Annotated in this window: 13 protein-coding genes; 5 read left to right on the top strand and 8 right to left on the bottom strand. The window is 61.8% G+C overall.

Annotated elements, in window-relative coordinates:
- On the bottom strand, positions 1-657 hold the full coding sequence (locus tag C1896_09645) for a cytochrome C (GenBank protein ID AZZ45143.1): 657 nt from the start codon (positions 655-657) through the stop codon (positions 1-3).
- A gap of 285 nt (positions 658-942) precedes the next feature.
- On the opposite strand from C1896_09645, the gene C1896_09640 reads away from it, so the two are divergent.
- Positions 943-3,906, top strand: a complete 2,964-nt coding sequence (locus C1896_09640) for a formate dehydrogenase subunit alpha (protein AZZ45142.1) — start codon at positions 943-945, stop codon at positions 3,904-3,906.
- The gene (locus tag C1896_09635; GenBank protein AZZ45141.1) at positions 3,906-4,388 is read left to right on the top strand and encodes a hypothetical protein; all 483 of its coding nucleotides are present in this window, start codon (positions 3,906-3,908) and stop codon (positions 4,386-4,388) included. The genes C1896_09640 and C1896_09635 overlap by 1 nt, the downstream gene beginning before the upstream one ends.
- 19 nt (positions 4,389-4,407) lie before the next feature.
- Here the strand turns inward: C1896_09635 and C1896_09630 are convergent, their stop codons facing one another.
- The 7 genes from C1896_09630 to C1896_09600 all read right to left on the bottom strand — a co-directional run bounded on the left by C1896_09630 (position 4,408) and on the right by C1896_09600 (position 11,159).
- Entirely contained in the window at positions 4,408-5,082 is a 675-nt protein-coding gene (locus C1896_09630; GenBank protein ID AZZ45140.1) for a haloacid dehalogenase type II, read from the bottom strand.
- Positions 5,083-5,166: 84 nt separating this feature from the next.
- Positions 5,167-5,712, bottom strand: a complete 546-nt coding sequence (locus tag C1896_09625; GenBank protein AZZ45139.1) for a hypothetical protein — start codon at positions 5,710-5,712, stop codon at positions 5,167-5,169.
- Complete coding sequence (locus C1896_09620) at positions 5,712-6,167, bottom strand: DUF305 domain-containing protein (GenBank protein ID AZZ45138.1); 456 nt, start codon at positions 6,165-6,167, stop codon at positions 5,712-5,714. Before C1896_09620 ends, C1896_09625 begins: the two co-directional genes overlap by 1 nt.
- A 13-nt stretch (positions 6,168-6,180) precedes the next feature.
- Positions 6,181-6,726 (bottom strand): class I triheme cytochrome c, encoded by a 546-nt coding sequence (locus C1896_09615; GenBank protein ID AZZ45137.1) that lies wholly within the window; start codon positions 6,724-6,726, stop codon positions 6,181-6,183.
- Between the two features lie 349 nt (positions 6,727-7,075).
- Entirely contained in the window at positions 7,076-8,644 is a 1,569-nt protein-coding gene (locus tag C1896_09610) for a phospholipase (GenBank protein AZZ45136.1), read from the bottom strand.
- A 24-nt stretch (positions 8,645-8,668) separates the two neighbouring features.
- Positions 8,669-9,790, bottom strand: a complete 1,122-nt coding sequence (locus C1896_09605; GenBank protein AZZ45135.1) for an L-fucose dehydrogenase — start codon at positions 9,788-9,790, stop codon at positions 8,669-8,671.
- A 289-nt stretch (positions 9,791-10,079) separates the two neighbouring features.
- Positions 10,080-11,159, bottom strand: coding sequence for an endonuclease (locus tag C1896_09600; GenBank protein ID AZZ47601.1), 1,080 nt, complete (start codon positions 11,157-11,159; stop codon positions 10,080-10,082).
- A 450-nt stretch (positions 11,160-11,609) separates the two neighbouring features.
- On the opposite strand from C1896_09600, the gene C1896_09595 reads away from it, so the two are divergent.
- The 3 genes from C1896_09595 (at position 11,610) to C1896_09585 (ending at position 15,833) form a co-directional block, all read left to right on the top strand.
- Positions 11,610-13,085, top strand: a complete 1,476-nt coding sequence (locus C1896_09595) for an FAD-dependent oxidoreductase (protein ID AZZ45134.1) — start codon at positions 11,610-11,612, stop codon at positions 13,083-13,085.
- A 380-nt stretch (positions 13,086-13,465) separates the two neighbouring features.
- Entirely contained in the window at positions 13,466-14,443 is a 978-nt protein-coding gene (locus C1896_09590) for a radical SAM protein (GenBank protein AZZ45133.1), read from the top strand.
- 10 nt (positions 14,444-14,453) lie between these two features.
- Positions 14,454-15,833, top strand: coding sequence for a sodium:solute symporter (locus tag C1896_09585; protein ID AZZ45132.1), 1,380 nt, complete (start codon positions 14,454-14,456; stop codon positions 15,831-15,833).
- The last annotated feature ends 90 nt before the right edge of the window (positions 15,834-15,923 follow it).

Raw genomic sequence — 15,923 nt, 5'->3', positions numbered from 1 at the left:
CTACCTATGGCATGTGTAGCAATGGGTCAGGTTGCCTTCGCCGATGTGATACTTGCGCATCAGCGCCTCGCCCAGCTCCCGGCGGTCGCCCTTGTATTGCCAGCTCATGTCAGTCACCGCTTCCGGTGGGCGCAGGCGCGGCGCAGGGTCCTGATGACAATCGAGACACCAGCTCATGGTGAATGGCTCCGCCTTGTGCATCAGCGGCATGCGGTCGACCGGCCCGTGGCAGTCGGCACACCCCACGCCTGCGTTGACGTGTACCCCGTGGTGGAAGAACACGTAATCAGGCAGCTCGGTCACGCGATTCCAGCGCAACGGCTCGCCCTGCACCAGGCTCTGACGAACCGGTGCGAGCATTTCCGCGCCGGTCCATATCTGTGAATGGCAGCTCATGCAGGTGTGGGTTGGCGGCAGACCCGCCACCGCGCTGGTCTCGACATTGTCGTGGCAGTAGCGACAGTCGATCTGCAGCGCACCCGCGTGATGCTCATGGCTGAAAGGCACTGGCTGATGAACCGTCCACCCCTGATCGGTGACGTAGGACGAGCGCGAGAGGATGACGAACGCGGCGAACACCCCGACAAGCCCTAATGGCAAAAGGAGCAATGCCAGACGTAACCACATGTCGGCGGTGCGGGGGAAAAGCTGGGCCATGCGGTAAGACGCGTCCTGACTGAGCCGTTTGTGACTGTATGTTTCTGGCCGCTCATAGCCGGATGAGTTCAATCGAAACGGTAAAGCCATCGGTGCGGGCAGGAGTCCACACAAATCGGAAGGGAACGTTTGCGCAAGCCGATCAGTCAGCTATGGACAATCATTTCCGGACCCACCCTTGCACCTATGCGCTCGAGGGCAGGCGTTCGGCAGGAGTCGCCGGGCCGTGCCGGCGCCAGGCCAGGATGCCATCCGCACCGATCCGACAACAAAAACGGAGGCCTGATGAGCAACTGCACGATCCACTTCGACGGCAAGCCACTGAACGGCGATGCCGACACCCCGTTGATTGATTTCCTGGCGAACCATGACATCGATCTGCCCCACGTCTGCTATCACCGTGCTCTCGGCTCGCCGCAGACCTGTGATGTCTGCTGGGTGCAGGTCGATGGGGAACTGGTGCGCGGCTGCACGCTAAAGGCGCACGACGGGCTGGAGATCACCAGTCAGGTCGCCGAAGCCAAGGCGGCGCGCGAAGAAGGCATGGATCGGCTGGTCGCCAAGCACGAGCTGTATTGCACGCTGTGCGAGCACAACACCGGCGACTGCACGCTGCACAACACCTATGCGCAAATGGATATCCCAATCCAGCGCTACGAATTCAAGCGCAAGCCTTATGAGAAGGACCACTCCAACCCCTTCTACACCTACGATCCGGATCAGTGCATCCTCTGCGGCCGCTGTGTCGAGGCCTGCCAGAATGTCGAGGTCAACGAGACGCTGTCCATCGACTTCAACATGGAGCACCCGCGCGTGCTCTGGGACGGCGGCAAACCGATCGACGATTCGAGCTGCGTAAGCTGCGGCCATTGCGTGACGGTCTGCCCATGTAACGCCCTGCTGGAAAAGACCATGCAGCCCGACGCTGGCCCGTTCACCGCCCTGCCGCAGGACGTCAAGCGGCCCATGATCGACATGGTCAAAAAGCTCGAAGAAACCATCGGCGCACGGCCGATCACTGGCGTGTCGATGCTCGACATGCACTGGCGTCAGCCGGAGATCAAGCGCACCAAGACCGTGTGCACCTATTGCGGGGTCGGCTGCTCCTTCGAGATGTGGACCCGCGATCGGCATATTCTCAAGGTGCAGCCGGTGGTCGATGCGCCGGCCAACGGCATCTCCACCTGCATCAAGGGCAAGTTCGCCTGGGATTTCGTCAACGACCCGAAGCGTCTGACCACCCCGCTGATCCGCGACAAGGGCAAGTTTCGCGAGGCCAGCTGGGACGAGGCGCTTGATCTGGTCGCGCAGCGCCTGCTGCAGATCCGAGATACCCATGGCCCGGACAGCATCGGCTTCATTGGCTCGAGCAAGGCCAGCAACGAAGAGGCCTACCTCACGCAGAAAATCGCCCGCGCGATCATCGGCACCAACAGCGTCGACAACTCCTCGCGCTACTGCCAGAACCCGGCGACCAAGGGGCTGTTCCGCACCGTCGGCTATGGCGGCGATGCGGGCACCATCGCGGATATGGAAAAGGCCGAGCTGATCGTGATGGTCGGCAGCAACCTGTCCGAAAACCACCCGGTGATCGCCTCCAAGCTGAAGGCGCAGAAGAAGCACCGCGGCCAGAAGTGGGTGGTGTTCGATCCGCGCAAGCACGAGATGGCCGAGCGCGCCGATATCCACCTGCGACCCAACTCCAGCACCGACATGGTCTGGGCCTCGGCGTTGTCGCGCTACATGTTCGAGCACGGCTATGCCGACACCGAATTCCTCAACGCGCGAGTCAATCAGATCGAGGAATACAAGCAGTCGCTCGAGCCCTTCACGATGGACTTTGCCGCCCAGGTCACCGGTATCGCGAAAGAGAAACTGATCGAGGCCGCCGAGCTGATCGGCCAGGCGAAGAGCGTCTGCCTGCTCTGGGCCATGGGCATCACCCAGCACAGCCACGGCTCGGACACCAGTACGGCGCTGTCGAACCTGTTGCTGGTCACCGGCAACTATGGCCGTCCCGGCACCGGCGGCTACCCGATGCGTGGCCATAACAATGTCCAGGGCGCCAGCGACTTCGGCTGCCTGAAGAACATGTACCCCGGCTACGAGAAGGTCACCGATGAAAAGAACCGCGACAAGTGGGCCAAGGCCTGGGGCGTGCCGAAGGAGAAACTGTCGCTGGAAAAAGGCAACGACAACTTCACGATGGTCCAGGGTGCCGACGAAGGCTCGGTCAAGGCAATGTTCATCATCGGCGAGGAAACCGCGTTCTCCGACGCCGACAGCCGAAACGTGCACAGCGGCTTCGAAAGCCTCGACTTCATGGTGGTGCAGGACATCTTCATGAGTCGCACCGCCGAGTTCGCCGACGTGGTGCTTCCGGCCTCCCCCTCGGTGGAAAAGGACGGCACCTTCACCAATACCGAACGGCGCATCCAGCGCTTCTACCAGGTGCTACCGCCGCTCGGTAACAGCCGTCCGGACTGGCAGATCCTTACCGATCTGGCCAAGCGTATGGGCTACGACTGGGGCTACACCCACCCGAGCCAGATCATGGATGAGGTCGCCGGCATTGCCACCATGTTCCAGGGCATCAGCTATGAGCGGCTGGAAGGCTGGCAGTCGTTGTTCTGGCCCATGCAGACTGACGGCAGCACCACGCCGCTGCTCTATACCGAGCGCTTCCACACCGACGACGGCAAGGCCGTGCTCTTCCCGCTGGAATGGAAGCAGCCAGCCGAGGCGGCCGACAGCGAGTACGACATCATGCTCGACAACGGCCGCATGCTCGAGCAATTCCAGGGCACCAACCAGACCGGCCGTGGGCCACGCATCTGGTCCCAGGCGCCGAACTGGTTCGTCGAAGTCAGCCCCGAGCTGGCAGCCGAACGCGGCATCGAAGACGGCACATGGGTGCGCGTGACCTCGCGTCGCGGCTCGGTGGAAGTCCGCGCCACCGTGACTGACCGGGTCGCCGGCAAGACGCTGTTCATGCCCATTCACCAGGGCAAGCCAGGCCTCAACCTGCTCACCGGCGAGCATCACGACCCTGACGTGAACACGCCGGCCTACAAGGAAACTGCGGTGAAGCTTGAGGTATTGCCGAAAAAAGGTGAGCCGCCGCTGCCGTCGAACAACTTCCGCAACGCCACCCGCACGCCGAACGATGGCGTGCCCGTAGAGGTGAAGTGGTACCGCGACGACTACGTCGCGCCGCCCGCCCGAGCCACGCACCCGGAGAGATTCTGATGGCCGAACGATTAAACTACGACGTCAAACCTACCCCGATTGGTCCCGATGCCAGGGAAGAGCTCGATACCCTCCTAGAAACCTTGCACCAGCGCGGCGTGCTGCGCTTTGCCAACGACCTGGCCGGGTCGCACGACCGCCTGCTGAAAGTCCTGGTGGACGGCATGAGCAAGGAAGGTTCGCTCAATGCCATACAGAACCTGTCCATTCTCGGCATGGCGCTGTCCCGCATCGAGCCGGCGCAGTTCTACAAGATTGTGTTTGCCTTCCAGTCCGCTTTCGGTGCGGTCAGCCGTTACAAGCCGGACGACAAGCACGACGAAGCGCCGGGTGTAACCGGCGCCTACAAGATGCTGCATGACGACGAGCTGTGGGCGGCGTTGATGCCCATCATCGAAGGTCTGAAGACCTTCGCCAGCGGTCTCGACAAGGAGGCGGAAAAGCCGATCACCGCCTTCAGCGGCAAGCAGACGGAGCAATGAGGCGAAGCGGTCTCGACCGTTACCGCTCACGCCAGGCGAGCAATTGCCTGGCGAAGTCCTGCAGATCGTTACCCTGAATATCCGGCTGGCTACCGGCCGGATTGAGCACCTTGCCCGGTCGCGCAATGAATGCGGTGCGGCAGCCCGCCGCCGCCGCGCCAGTGATATCCCAGGCATGAGCCGCGACCATCATCATCTGTTCCTGCACTATGCCGTTGCGCTCGGCGACCATGCGGTATGGCTCCGGAGCCGGCTTGTAGCGCTGCGTCTCCTCGACCGACAGGATCGCGTCGAAGCTATCGCCCAGCCCCGCCGACTCCAGCTGTTGGCGCAGCGCCTGTAGGCTTCCGTTACTCAAGGCGGCAAGATGAAACCCCGCGCCGCGTAGCTGTTCCAACGCTGGCCGTACGTCCGGGTGCGCTGGCAGCCGCTTCATCCCTTCAACCAGCTCCTCGCACTGGGCTTCGCTGACGTCGATTCCCCGCCGTTGCCCGACCATGACCAGTGCCGCCTGGGCCAGTTTGGCGAAGGGTTGGAAGCGTTCAACAATGGTCGCGGTCATCCAGCCCTCTTCCAAGGTCAGAAACCACTCGACACGGGCACTGGCATCGCCGAACAGGCGCTCGAAGAGCGGGTCAAGCGCGGCGACGTTCAGCAACGTCTCGTTTACATCGAACACAAGGTGGCGAAGCATGCGATTGTCTCCTGCACGGATCGGTCAAAGGACACGCGGGCTCATGGGATGGCTATGGTGCGGATCGATGCATTCACGTGGGAATCACGGTGTGGTGCAGCGATACCAGCCGCGGTAGCCAACCCGTAGCCCCTGTTCCAGTTCGAATAGCATATCGGCCTCGCGCAGTTCGGTTGGCCTGGCTTCGTCACCCGCGTCTGCCGGCTGGATCTTGACCGACATGCCGTCAGCGCTCAGAGCAAACCCACCGGCCTCTACACGCTGCGCCGCAAGTTTTACCAGCCGACCATGAACTTTCACCACACCCTGGCCAGCGTTATCGCCAGTGACCTCAAGAGCAACCACGGGTGCGCTTTCGGCTGTGTAGGCAAAGAGACAACGCGGCCCCGCGCCCAGCACTTTCTCGATCTCGGCCGCATCGAGCGTCTGCGGATCAATCGTCGGAATGTCAGGCGTGCCCACCGCTTCGCGCGCACTGACAACCTCTGGTGTCGGTCCGCTCATCAGCGGCTTTTTAACACCTTCCCCAGGCGCAGGGTCGCCACAGGCGGTCAGCAGCAGTGCGGCGAGCGGCGTGAGCCATTTCAAGGCGAGCGACCTCGGGCCGCTCCGGTGCATATGAAGACGCATCAGTCGACCCTCTCGAGTTCGTTGATCAGGTATTTCATTTCCGCTATTTCGCGACGCTGCGCCGCGATGATCTCATCTGCCAGTTTGCGAACTCGCGGGTCGGTAATCTGCGCGCGCTCGCTCGTCATGATTGCAATCGAATGATGGGGAATCATGGCCTTCATATATTCCGCATCACCAACCGTGGCCTGACTTCGAATTATCCAGAGCGTCAACGCAAATACGACGAGGCTGCCAATATATATAGCGATATTGACCCGTTTTTTCTTATACATATTGAGCATAAAACTCAGCATGATCACGGCCATAACTGCGCCCATCAAAAGCGCCATCCACGCCCGGGTCTCGCTCCATAAAATATGTTCGAAAGCGTAAGTATTTAGGTACATCAGGCCGAACATCACGACCGTGGAAGTTGCGATCATCGCGGCGAAACGCCAATAAGACATCTGCATCATGTTTTTCCTTCTAGTGCTTATGCGTGCCGGTTTGCTGACCCAGCGCGGCGTACTCGCTGGCGGTCATGCCGGGTAGCTGCTTCACGAACGCGGCAATGTCCCAGAGCTCGGCATCCTTGTGCGTTTCGCCGAAAGCCGGCATGGCCGACATGCGAACGCCATGCTTGACGAGCCAGAACACCTCGTTCGGCTGCCAATGCGCGGCCTCCTCGACCAGGTGCGGCGGTTGCGGTAGCAGCCCCTGTGCCCACTCGGCTCTTTCCACGCCTGGACCAGCGTGGCAGTGCTGACACATCGCCTTATAGTGCTCTGCACCGGCGGCAATTTGCGTCTCGGAGAACTCGGTGGGCGCGTCTAATTCATCTGCTCTCGCTGCCACCGAGTTTTGCATGGTGGTCGAGAACAACCAGCGAACGAAGGGCGAATGATCCTGAGAAGCGGCTATGTTGTAAGCGCCGGTATAAGCAACGAACAATACCAGCAGCAAACCTAACAACGCGGCTAATACAGCGCCGCCCAAGACGCCTTTTAGAAAAACACCTCTATCTTTTTGCATGTGATGGCCTCCACTAAACGATTGCCGTCCGTAGTGGCGTAGACACGACAACACGGGCCATAGTTGCCCGCCACTCACCAACTTACTGAAATGTAATGTTGGGGATTAAGCGAAGCACGTGACAACTTCGCTGGCGTGCGCCATATCGGACAGTCAAGGCCCTAGTCCGGTCGAAACGAGGTGAACAGCACTAAGCCGCAGTGAAGGCCAATACTGAACTGCGGTGGTCTTTGACGCTCTCGACGGCTCGGAAAGTATGTCCTCCGGCACCGTCCAGATAGTGCCGACAGGAATCCCCTGCCTGTGTCCCGTCTGTTGCGCCTGTGCCTGGGTCAGCCTGCGTTAGGGACTAGAGAAATGGCTCAACTCTCAACAGGCGCGCCAACCAGGCGTTGAAACGTCGCCATGGATTGGCCGGTTCACGTTTGTGTTTGAGCGCGCGGCCCTGGTCATCTTCATAGTTCCAGACAAGCCCGGCGCTTCGGGTACTGCCGTCGACTTCGACTTCGTAGCTCACGGTTCCTGTTTGCCCCTCGGCCAGCAGCTGGCGCACAGCATTGGCCAACGTCGGGCTGTCAACCAGAACGCCCACCTCGGAATTCCACAGTACCGAGCGTGGGTCCAGGTTCAGTGGGCCGATGAATACCTGCCGATTGTCGAATACCGCCGCCTTGCTATGCAGACTCACCGGCGTGTCGGCGAGCCTGTAGCGCGAGTGCGTCGCCGGTTTTTTTCGCATTTCAAACAGCCGCACGCCCGCATTCAACAGAGCTGTGCGATAGGGCTGGTAGCCGCCGTGTACCAGCGGGACGTCCGTCGCCTCGAGCGAATTGGTCAGTACCCGAACCGACACGCCCCTACCCGCGCAGTCGCTTAAATAAGCCAGCCCTGCCCAGGTAGGCACGAAGTAAGCGGACACCAACATCAGCTCTCGGCGTACGCCTTGTGCCACGGGAAGTAGCGGCGCGATCATCATCTGACCTTCGTCGGGCACCGAGGCTGTCGCAAGCTTACCGGGCGGATCCCACAGTGCTGTGCCCGTCGCCCATACCAACTGGTCCAGCCATGTGCCGAGCTGTGGCGTTCGACGGTAAGCAGTCAGCAGCGCGCATTGGTCTGGATCCTTGTTACACGCATCGTCAATTTCCTGCGCTAAGGGCCGGGGCTGGTGCTTTCGTCCGAACCGCTTGATGGATTTACGTAGGCTTTGATCGATGGGCACGGCCAGTGAATGTTGCCAATACGCCTCGAAACTGGCAGAAAAATCACTGGCCACAGGGCCGATACAGAGCAGGTCGATGTCGACGAAATTGCGCTCAGGGTCGGCGTCGTAATATTCATCCCCGAGGTTGCGCCCGCCCATGACGACCAGGTTGCGATCAGCCAACAGCAGCTTGTTGTGCATTCTCCGATGCTGATGAGGGAGCTCAAGCAGGCGACCCAATGGCCGCGTCGTGGCTCGTTTGCGCCCCTTGTTAGGCGGATTGAACACTTTCATCTCGATGTTGGGATGGGCAGCGCTGAGCAGAATGCGGTGGTCGCGCGCATCGCTTGCGAAGTCATCGAGCAACAGCCGGATACGCACACCGCGGTTGGCCGCCTGTAGCAGTTCACCCAGTAGCAGGCGGGTGCTGATGCCGTCGTGGGTAATGTAGTACTGCAGATCGAGCGACTCGGTGGCCTGGGCGATGGCTTCGGCGCGTGCATTGAACGCATCCTGGCCGGACAGCAACAGACGAAACCCCGACTGGCCAGGCGTGGCGGCCTGGACCAGCGAGTCGATGCGCGATTTCAAGTCAGAGACAGGTGCCTCGGCGCGTCCCGGCGATCGGTGCGCCGAGGCGGACCGGTGGCCTGTGACTCGTGCGACTCCGCGCGGCCGAGTCGCGCGGCCGGTTCCGCCATCAGCGAAAGTCAAAGTAGCACCCGGAGCACAGGTCGATTAGCGCGGCGTTGGCGCGTCTGCATGCAGCAATCCCTGATTCTTGGCCGCCACCCAGAAGGCAGCCGGCACATGCGCATCGACTATCGACGCCACGTTCTCACGGACCTGTTCTGGGCTGCTTGCTCCGGGGATCACCGCCGCAACCACATCCGGCGCGTTGCAAAATTGTAGGGCCGCCGTGCGCAAATCGACGCCATGCTCGCGAGCCAGTGCCCGAAAGCGCTCGCGCTTTTCGGCTATATCGGCCGGCGCGCCGCGGTCATAGTTGTAATACTCGCCACCGGCCAGATAACCGGAATTGAGCGGCGCACCGAGCACCAGCGAGACGTTGCGCTTTTCACAAGCCGGGAACGCACGCGTAAGGGCATCTTCATGTTTGAGCAGCGAGTACTGAGTGGCCAACAGGCTGATGTCCGGATCGGAGACCTCCAGCGTGTCGAGCAGCGGCTCGAGCGTATTGACGCCCAGCCCCCAACCTTTGATCAGCCCCTCCTCGCGCATCTTCACCAGTTCTGGCATGGCGCCTTTGCGCGCGACGTCGAAATGTTCGCGCCATTGCGCGCCCATGTGATCAGGCGACAGGTCGTGTATGAACACCATGTCCAGGCGCGGGACACCCAGGCGCTGCAGGCTGTCCTCGATAGAACGGCGGGTTGCGGAGGCGGAGAAATCCCACTTTGGCCGGAAGTTGTCGACGCCTTCCCAGCCAGGATGGTCGTAGCCGGGGTCGGGTTCAAGCAGCCGCCCAGTCTTGGATGACAAAACGTAGCCATCGCGGTCGCGCGGATAGAGCAACTGGCCGACCCGCCGCTCGCTCAGCCCCAACCCGTACCAGGGCGACGTGTCGTAATAGCGAATGCCTTGCTCCCACGCAGCCTTGAGAATGGCGCGAGCCTGTTCTTCAGTGATCTGCCGGCGCATATCGCCCAGGGCGATGGCGCCACCGAGCCCGAAACGCTGTGGCGGTCGATAGCGTGGGTGCTCGCCCTCGTTGCGCGGCAGCGCCTCGGGAGAGCGGCTTGTGGACGGAGCGGTGCTCGTTTGCGCCAATAGGTGCGGCGTAGTCAGCGCCAGCGCACTGCCAGCCGCCAGGGTCGAGAGAAAAATACGACGCTGCATGCAGCCTCCTGTAGGTATGCGGTCCCGAGCTCAACGCGTCGCGCTCTGCGGCGCCTCGGGGTGGGCCGATACAAAGAGGACTGCCGGCCGTTCGAGGCATTCCCTCTGTGGGACGGGCGGTCACAAGGGCGTCTGCTCCGCGCCGGGGTGGCATGGGTCTGGCCGAGACCCGTTGCGGCAACCGCTTAGCAACTCCCTCTGGCGCAGAGTTTCCAACGCGGACCTAACGCCAGGCATTAGAGCCGCCCCTTTTGGCATCGAATCGCAACTGACGGTCCGAGTTGTAAGCTCAAGGCCGCGGCACATCATCTTTGCTGGCTGGCTCCTGCGCGACCTTCTGCTGCATCCGGGCGCGATCAGCGGCATCGGCCTCCAAACTGTGCTGTTCGCTCGCGTGGCGACGGTCGTATTGCAGTTCGATGAACATGGGAAAGTGATCCGAGCCGATATCCGCGAGTCGCTCGATGCGTGCCACGCGAAAGTGGGCACTGTGAAAGAAGTGATCCAGTGGCCAGCGTAGGAAGCGGTACTGCGCGTGAAAGGTGTTGAACATGCCGCGACCGATGCGTGGATCGAGCAGGCCGCTGATCTTGCGGAACAATCGCGTGGTCGGCGACCAGGCGACGTCATTCAAGTCACCGCTGACGATCACCGGTTCATCGGTCTGCTTGACGCTGCGCCCGACGATCAGCAGTTCGACGTCACGCTCGGTGGACTCATCATTTTCCGTCGGGCTCGGGGGCGCCGGGTGCAAGAAGTGCATGCGCACGCCCAGCTCGTCATTGACCCGCAGCCGGGCATGCATCGAGGGAATATTGTCCTGCACCAGAAAGCTCAGCCGCTGATGCTCCAACGGCAGCCGCGAAAACACGTGCATGCCGTAGAGGTTGTCCAACGGACAGCGGATGCAATAGGGGTAGTCGTCGCTGAGTACGTGCAGCTGTTCGTCCCACCACTGGTCGGTCTCGAGGGCTACCAGTACATCCGGTTGGTAACGCCTGACCAGCGCGATCAGGCGATCAGCGTGGCGGTTAGGCGTGAGGACATTGGAGGACAGGATACGAATCCGCGGGCCGTCGTCATTCGGGTCGGCCCAGTCGACCTCGCAGCGTACCAGCGGTGTGTAGGGCCGTATCCACCACCACTGGTAGGCCAGGCAACCCAGCGTCGCGGGCGGCAGCAGCAGGTTCCAGCGGTTGGAAAAATCCAGCAGTAGCAACTGAACCAGCAGCAGTACCAGCAACAGCGCGCCCACCTGCAACTTGGGGAAATCCCAACCGCGCACCCACCAGCTTGGCTGGCTCCAGTATTGAATGAGAGTGATCGCCACGAAAACCACAGTCACCCCAACCAGGATGCCCTCGGTCATGGCTGGCCCTCCCCAGCTTTCATTTTGCTCATAGCTAGTTCGGATCGGCCACCAGGCTGATTGTTCCGCCTTGATCGGTACCTTCTGTTGCGACGCAACAGAAGCAGCGAACTGCTGATTCAGAGCAGCGCCGACATCGGAGTTTCCTGACGCCTCTGTCATAGCGCCGATGCAGTAGGCGGGTGCGGCAGGTCGACACAAGACGGTCTGCGTGCGCGAGGAAGTGACGGGTACGGCGGGCTCCGTTTGTTGTTTTTCGCACTAACCGACGCGAGTAAGGCCGGATGGGTGTCGATTGGCGCGTCCTGCCCGGTGGTCAGGAACCAGCCCGAACCGGACCGCTCTACTCCCTAGTGCCCGACGTTTCGTGAACCTCCGGCCATGCCGTTAGCTGTGGCAGGTGATGAGATGTCGACAGACCATGCGACTCAGCCGATGAGGACCCTACCCATGCCCGCGCTATCCGCCCTACCCGACTGCTGCTGGAATGCCAGTGCACCCCGTAGCGACTTCCCGCCAGCGACCGGCCACAGCGAATGCGACGTTGTGGTGGTTGGCGCCGGCATCGTCGGGCTGAGCGCCGCCATGACGCTCTGCGAAGCCGGCAAGAAGGTCGTGGTACTCGAAGCGCGCGAAATCGGCCGACAGGTCACCGGACGCTCGACCGCCAAGGTCACCACTCAGCATGCCCTCATTTACCGACACCTGATTGATACCTTCGGCCAGGACCTGGCGCAGTGCTACGCCGACGTCAACCGCGAAGCGGTCAACCGCATCCGCCACTGGGTCGAAGACCTGCAAATCGACTGCGATTACCAGCGCCAGTCCGCCTTCGCTTATGCCTGTTCCGCGCAAGGCCGCGAGGCCATCGAGCGTGAAGCTGAGGCGGCTCGCTGCCTGGGCTTTGCCGCGCGGGTGCTCGACCGCGCGCCGCTGCCCTTCGAGACCACGGGCGCGCTCGAGTTTCCCGACCAGGCGCAATTCAACCCAGCCAGCTACCTGGTCGGCCTGGCGGCGGCGGTACAGGCTTGCGGGGGGCAGATCCATCAGCAAACCCGCGCGCAGAAATTCGAGCGCAACGACCGCTGGCAGGTGAGTTTCGATGGCGGCACGGTCAGCGCCGACCAGGTGATTCTCGCCACGCACATGCCGGTAGAGACGCCAATCGACCTGATCAGCCCGACCCAACCACGCTGCCATGTGGCAATCGCCTTCCGCCCCCAGGACGAAGCCCACCTTGAGGGCATGTTCATCGCCGCCGAAGACCCGACCCATTCGATTCGCATGGGTCGCGACGATCAAGGCCCGCTGATGCTCGTACTCGGCCCGCGCTTCAACACCGGGCAGGACGGAGACGTGGCGCAGCGCTTCGTCGATCTCGAACAGTGGGCGCGCAGCAACCTGCCGGTTGGCGAGGCGGTATGGCAATGGTGCAACGAGGACTACGACACCGCCGACCACATGGCCTATGTTGGCGAGGCCGATCCCGAGGAGGCGCCCGGGCTGTTCGTCGCCACCGGTTTCAATGCGTGGGGCATCAGCAACGGCACCGCCGCCGGCCTTGGTATCGCTCGCCAGATCATCACCGGGCGGCGCCCTTGGAAGACACTTTACGACCCCAGGCGGCCCTCGCCGGACGACTTCAACCTGAGCGGCGAGAGCCAGTCACAGGTCGATGAGCTGGACGCTATCGGCCCCGGCGAAGGTGGCGTGATTACCCGCGGCGACGAGCAAATCGCGGTCTGGCGAGACGATTCCGGCGTGCTGCACGGTGTCTCCGCGGCCTGCACGCACATGGGTTGCAGCGTTACCTGGAACAATGCCGACCGCACCTGGGACTGCCCCTGCCACGGCTCGATCTTCCAGGCTGACGGTGAGGTGATTCACGGCCCGGCCATCCAGCCGCTGGCAGCTAGGTCGCTTTGAGCGTCAGCGACTCGCAGCTGAGCGGGTCGCTTGATATGCCAACCGTCCCTCGGATGCCAGTAGGCGCGTTGGGGTCGTTCCAGTAGGGCTCGGCGTCAAGTTGTTGGTCGATGCGCTACTGAGCGTCGAGGGCTCTGAGGCCGGTGGCTGAGCGAACCGGGAACACCCCTGATACATATCAGCCGAACACAGCGGCCTGGTTTCCGGGCATCCTTTCGTTCAATGGTGCGATCCGAACGTGGCTTTCGAGCTACAGGCAATAAAGGCTGTCACCCTGGCGACCTTGAACGAAGCGATCCACTGTGTGCGTATGAAAAACCTGTAACGCTGGGCCACGTAATGACGCCAATGGACATCTCTCCACACGAGCAGCCATCACCATGCATGCCACGCTTCCCCTCCTGAACGCTCTGGCGTTCCCGCCGCTGCGTCGCGGGTCGCTGGAGGCCTTGCAGGTCAATCTCACCTACCAGTGCAATCAGCGCTGTCTGCACTGCCATGTGAACGCCGGGCCGACTCGCACGGAGGCGATGACCGATGAGAGCCTCGGCCTGCTGCATGAGGCGATCGATGCGCATCCTGTGCATACGCTCGACCTCACCGGCGGCGCACCGGAAATGCACCCACGCTTTCGAGAGATCGTCGCCCACGCGCGCCGTGAGGGCCTGCGGGTTATCGACCGCTGCAATCTGACGATCCTGAGCGAGCCTGGCTACGAGGACCTGGCGAATTTTCTGGCCGAGCAAGGCGTCGAGGTGACGGCGTCCCTGCCCTGCTACTCACGCGAAAACGTCGACCGGCAGCGCGGCGATGGCGTGTTCGAGGCCAGCATCGCCGGGCTGCGCAAGCTCAACCAACTTGGCTACGGCGAACCCGGTAGCGACCTGACGCTCAACTTGGTCTACAACCCACAAGGGCCGAGCCTGCCACCGCCACAAGCGGCGCTCGAAGCAGATTACAAAGCGAACCTTGCACAAGACTTCGGTATCCAGTTTGACCATCTGCTGACCATCACCAACCAACCGATTGCCCGCTTCGGCAGCACGCTAATCAGCAAAGGGCAATTCGCTGACTACATGCAGTTACTGCGCGACAGTTATCGGCCAGCCAACCTGGAAGCAGTGATGTGCCGCAGCCTGATCAGCGTGGATTGGCAAGGTTATCTGTATGACTGCGACTTCAATCAGATGCTCGACCTGCCGACCGCCATGCCCGGCCTGACTGGCCGAGACCGGCCGCATCTGCGCAATCTGCTCCAGACGACCAGTCTCGAAGGCAACGCCATTGCGACGCGCGATCACTGCTATGCCTGTACTGCGGGGCAAGGCTCAAGCTGCGGTGGCAGCCTGATCGAATAAGGACGTTGCAATGGATATGAGCAGCTGGACGGGGCTGTTTTTCTGGGGCTTTCTGATCTTCTATGGCGCTGCGATGCTGGCCTTGTCCCCGCGCTCGGTGACGCTGGGTGGCTTCTTTGAAGGCCAGGACAAACACGGCCGCAGCGTCGCGCCCTGGTTGCTGACTTCGAGCATCTTCATCAGCTGGATCTTCGCCAAGTCAGTGACCAACGCGGCGAATCTGGGTGCCAGCTATGGACTGGTCGGCGGACTGGCGTACGCCATGTACTGGCTCTCAATCCCCCTGACAGGCTTCGTCATCTATCGCTTGCGCCGGCGCTTTGCGGCTACCGGCCTGGTGAGTTTTCTCTCCAGCCATTACGGTCACGCGGCGGCCCTGGCGTTCACTGCGGCGATCCTCATCCGTTTGTTCAACGAGGTGTGGAGCAATACCGCGGTGGTCGGCGGCTACTACGGAGCGTCTGGCAGCCCCGAGTTCATTGCGGCTGCCTTGCTGTTCACCGCTGTCACGCTGGGCTACAGCCTGCGCGGTGGGCTTCGCAGCTCGATACTGACCGACGCGGCGCAGATGGCGATCTTCATCGTTGCGCTGATTTGGGTCCTGGGCCTGGTACTGCCGCAACACACGGTAGAGGAGCTGAGCAGTACCAGTCACTGGTCACTCAATGCGGGCGTCGATCTGCTGCTGGTTGCGGGGCTGCAGGCACTCAGTTATGGCTTCCACGATCCGGTGCTTACCGACCGCGGTTTCATCAGCGAAGAACGCACCATGCGCCGTGCTTTTTTGCTGGCGGGCATCCTGGGTTTCGTCGCGATCCTCGCCTTCAGTCTGATTGGGGTACATGCACAATTGACCGGCTTGCCGGCGTCCGACAACGTCCCGGCGGCCCTGGCCAAGACTATGGGCATCGGCGCGCTATTGGTGATGACGGTGGTGATGGTATCGGCCGCGGGCTCGACGCTGGACTCGACATTTTCCAGTCTCGCCAAGCTGGTTGGGCGAGAACTGCCATTGCTGGCCGGGCGTGATCTGGGGGCACGGGCCATCGGTCTGGGCATGGCAGCGATGGTGTTGTTCGCCCTGCTGGGCAACCTGCCGATGATCGCGGGGACCGATATCCTCAAGGCCACGACAATCAGCGGGACCATGGTCATTGGGCTCGCCCCGGTGTTTATCCTGCACGGCCTGACGAACCCGACTCGCCTGGGGTTCCACCTGAGTTTCTGGACTGGCCTTTGCCTGGGCATCGCTCTGACGCTTGATTGGATTCCGCCAAACTGGGCCATTGGCGATGGCAAATATGCCTTGCTGCTCGGCACCAACCTCTATGGTTTGTTGCTGTGCACCCTGGGATACCTGCTGCCGGGCTGGCTGCGAGGACGCCAATGATGCGTACGGGCGACGCTGTTCGCCACGTGATCGTTTCGCGTCCCGCTCGCGCAGCCATAGTTGCCAGCATCAGGCGCGACCCAGCCCATG

The organism is Pseudomonadaceae bacterium SI-3, assembly GCA_004010935.1.
Taxonomy (GTDB): domain Bacteria; phylum Pseudomonadota; class Gammaproteobacteria; order Pseudomonadales; family Pseudomonadaceae; genus Stutzerimonas.
Note: the sequence above shows the minus strand (reverse complement) of the source record. Positions and strands in the feature narration are given on the sequence as shown.

Bases quoted from the DNA above. Each gene is read 5' to 3' on its own strand.
- C1896_09645 (AZZ45143.1), bottom strand. From the start codon at position 657: ATGGCCCAGCTTTTCCCCCGCACCGCCGACATGTGGTTACGTCTGGCA.
- C1896_09640 (AZZ45142.1), top strand. From the start codon at position 943: ATGAGCAACTGCACGATCCACTTCGACGGCAAGCCACTGAACGGCGAT.
- C1896_09635 (AZZ45141.1), top strand. From the start codon at position 3,906: ATGGCCGAACGATTAAACTACGACGTCAAACCTACCCCGATTGGTCCC.
- C1896_09630 (AZZ45140.1), bottom strand. From the start codon at position 5,082: ATGCTTCGCCACCTTGTGTTCGATGTAAACGAGACGTTGCTGAACGTC.
- C1896_09625 (AZZ45139.1), bottom strand. From the start codon at position 5,712: ATGCGTCTTCATATGCACCGGAGCGGCCCGAGGTCGCTCGCCTTGAAA.
- C1896_09620 (AZZ45138.1), bottom strand. From the start codon at position 6,167: ATGCAGATGTCTTATTGGCGTTTCGCCGCGATGATCGCAACTTCCACG.
- C1896_09615 (AZZ45137.1), bottom strand. From the start codon at position 6,726: ATGCAAAAAGATAGAGGTGTTTTTCTAAAAGGCGTCTTGGGCGGCGCT.
- C1896_09605 (AZZ45135.1), bottom strand. From the start codon at position 9,790: ATGCAGCGTCGTATTTTTCTCTCGACCCTGGCGGCTGGCAGTGCGCTG.
- C1896_09600 (AZZ47601.1), bottom strand. From the start codon at position 11,159: ATGACCGAGGGCATCCTGGTTGGGGTGACTGTGGTTTTCGTGGCGATC.
- C1896_09595 (AZZ45134.1), top strand. From the start codon at position 11,610: ATGCCCGCGCTATCCGCCCTACCCGACTGCTGCTGGAATGCCAGTGCA.
- C1896_09590 (AZZ45133.1), top strand. From the start codon at position 13,466: ATGCATGCCACGCTTCCCCTCCTGAACGCTCTGGCGTTCCCGCCGCTG.
- C1896_09585 (AZZ45132.1), top strand. From the start codon at position 14,454: ATGGATATGAGCAGCTGGACGGGGCTGTTTTTCTGGGGCTTTCTGATC.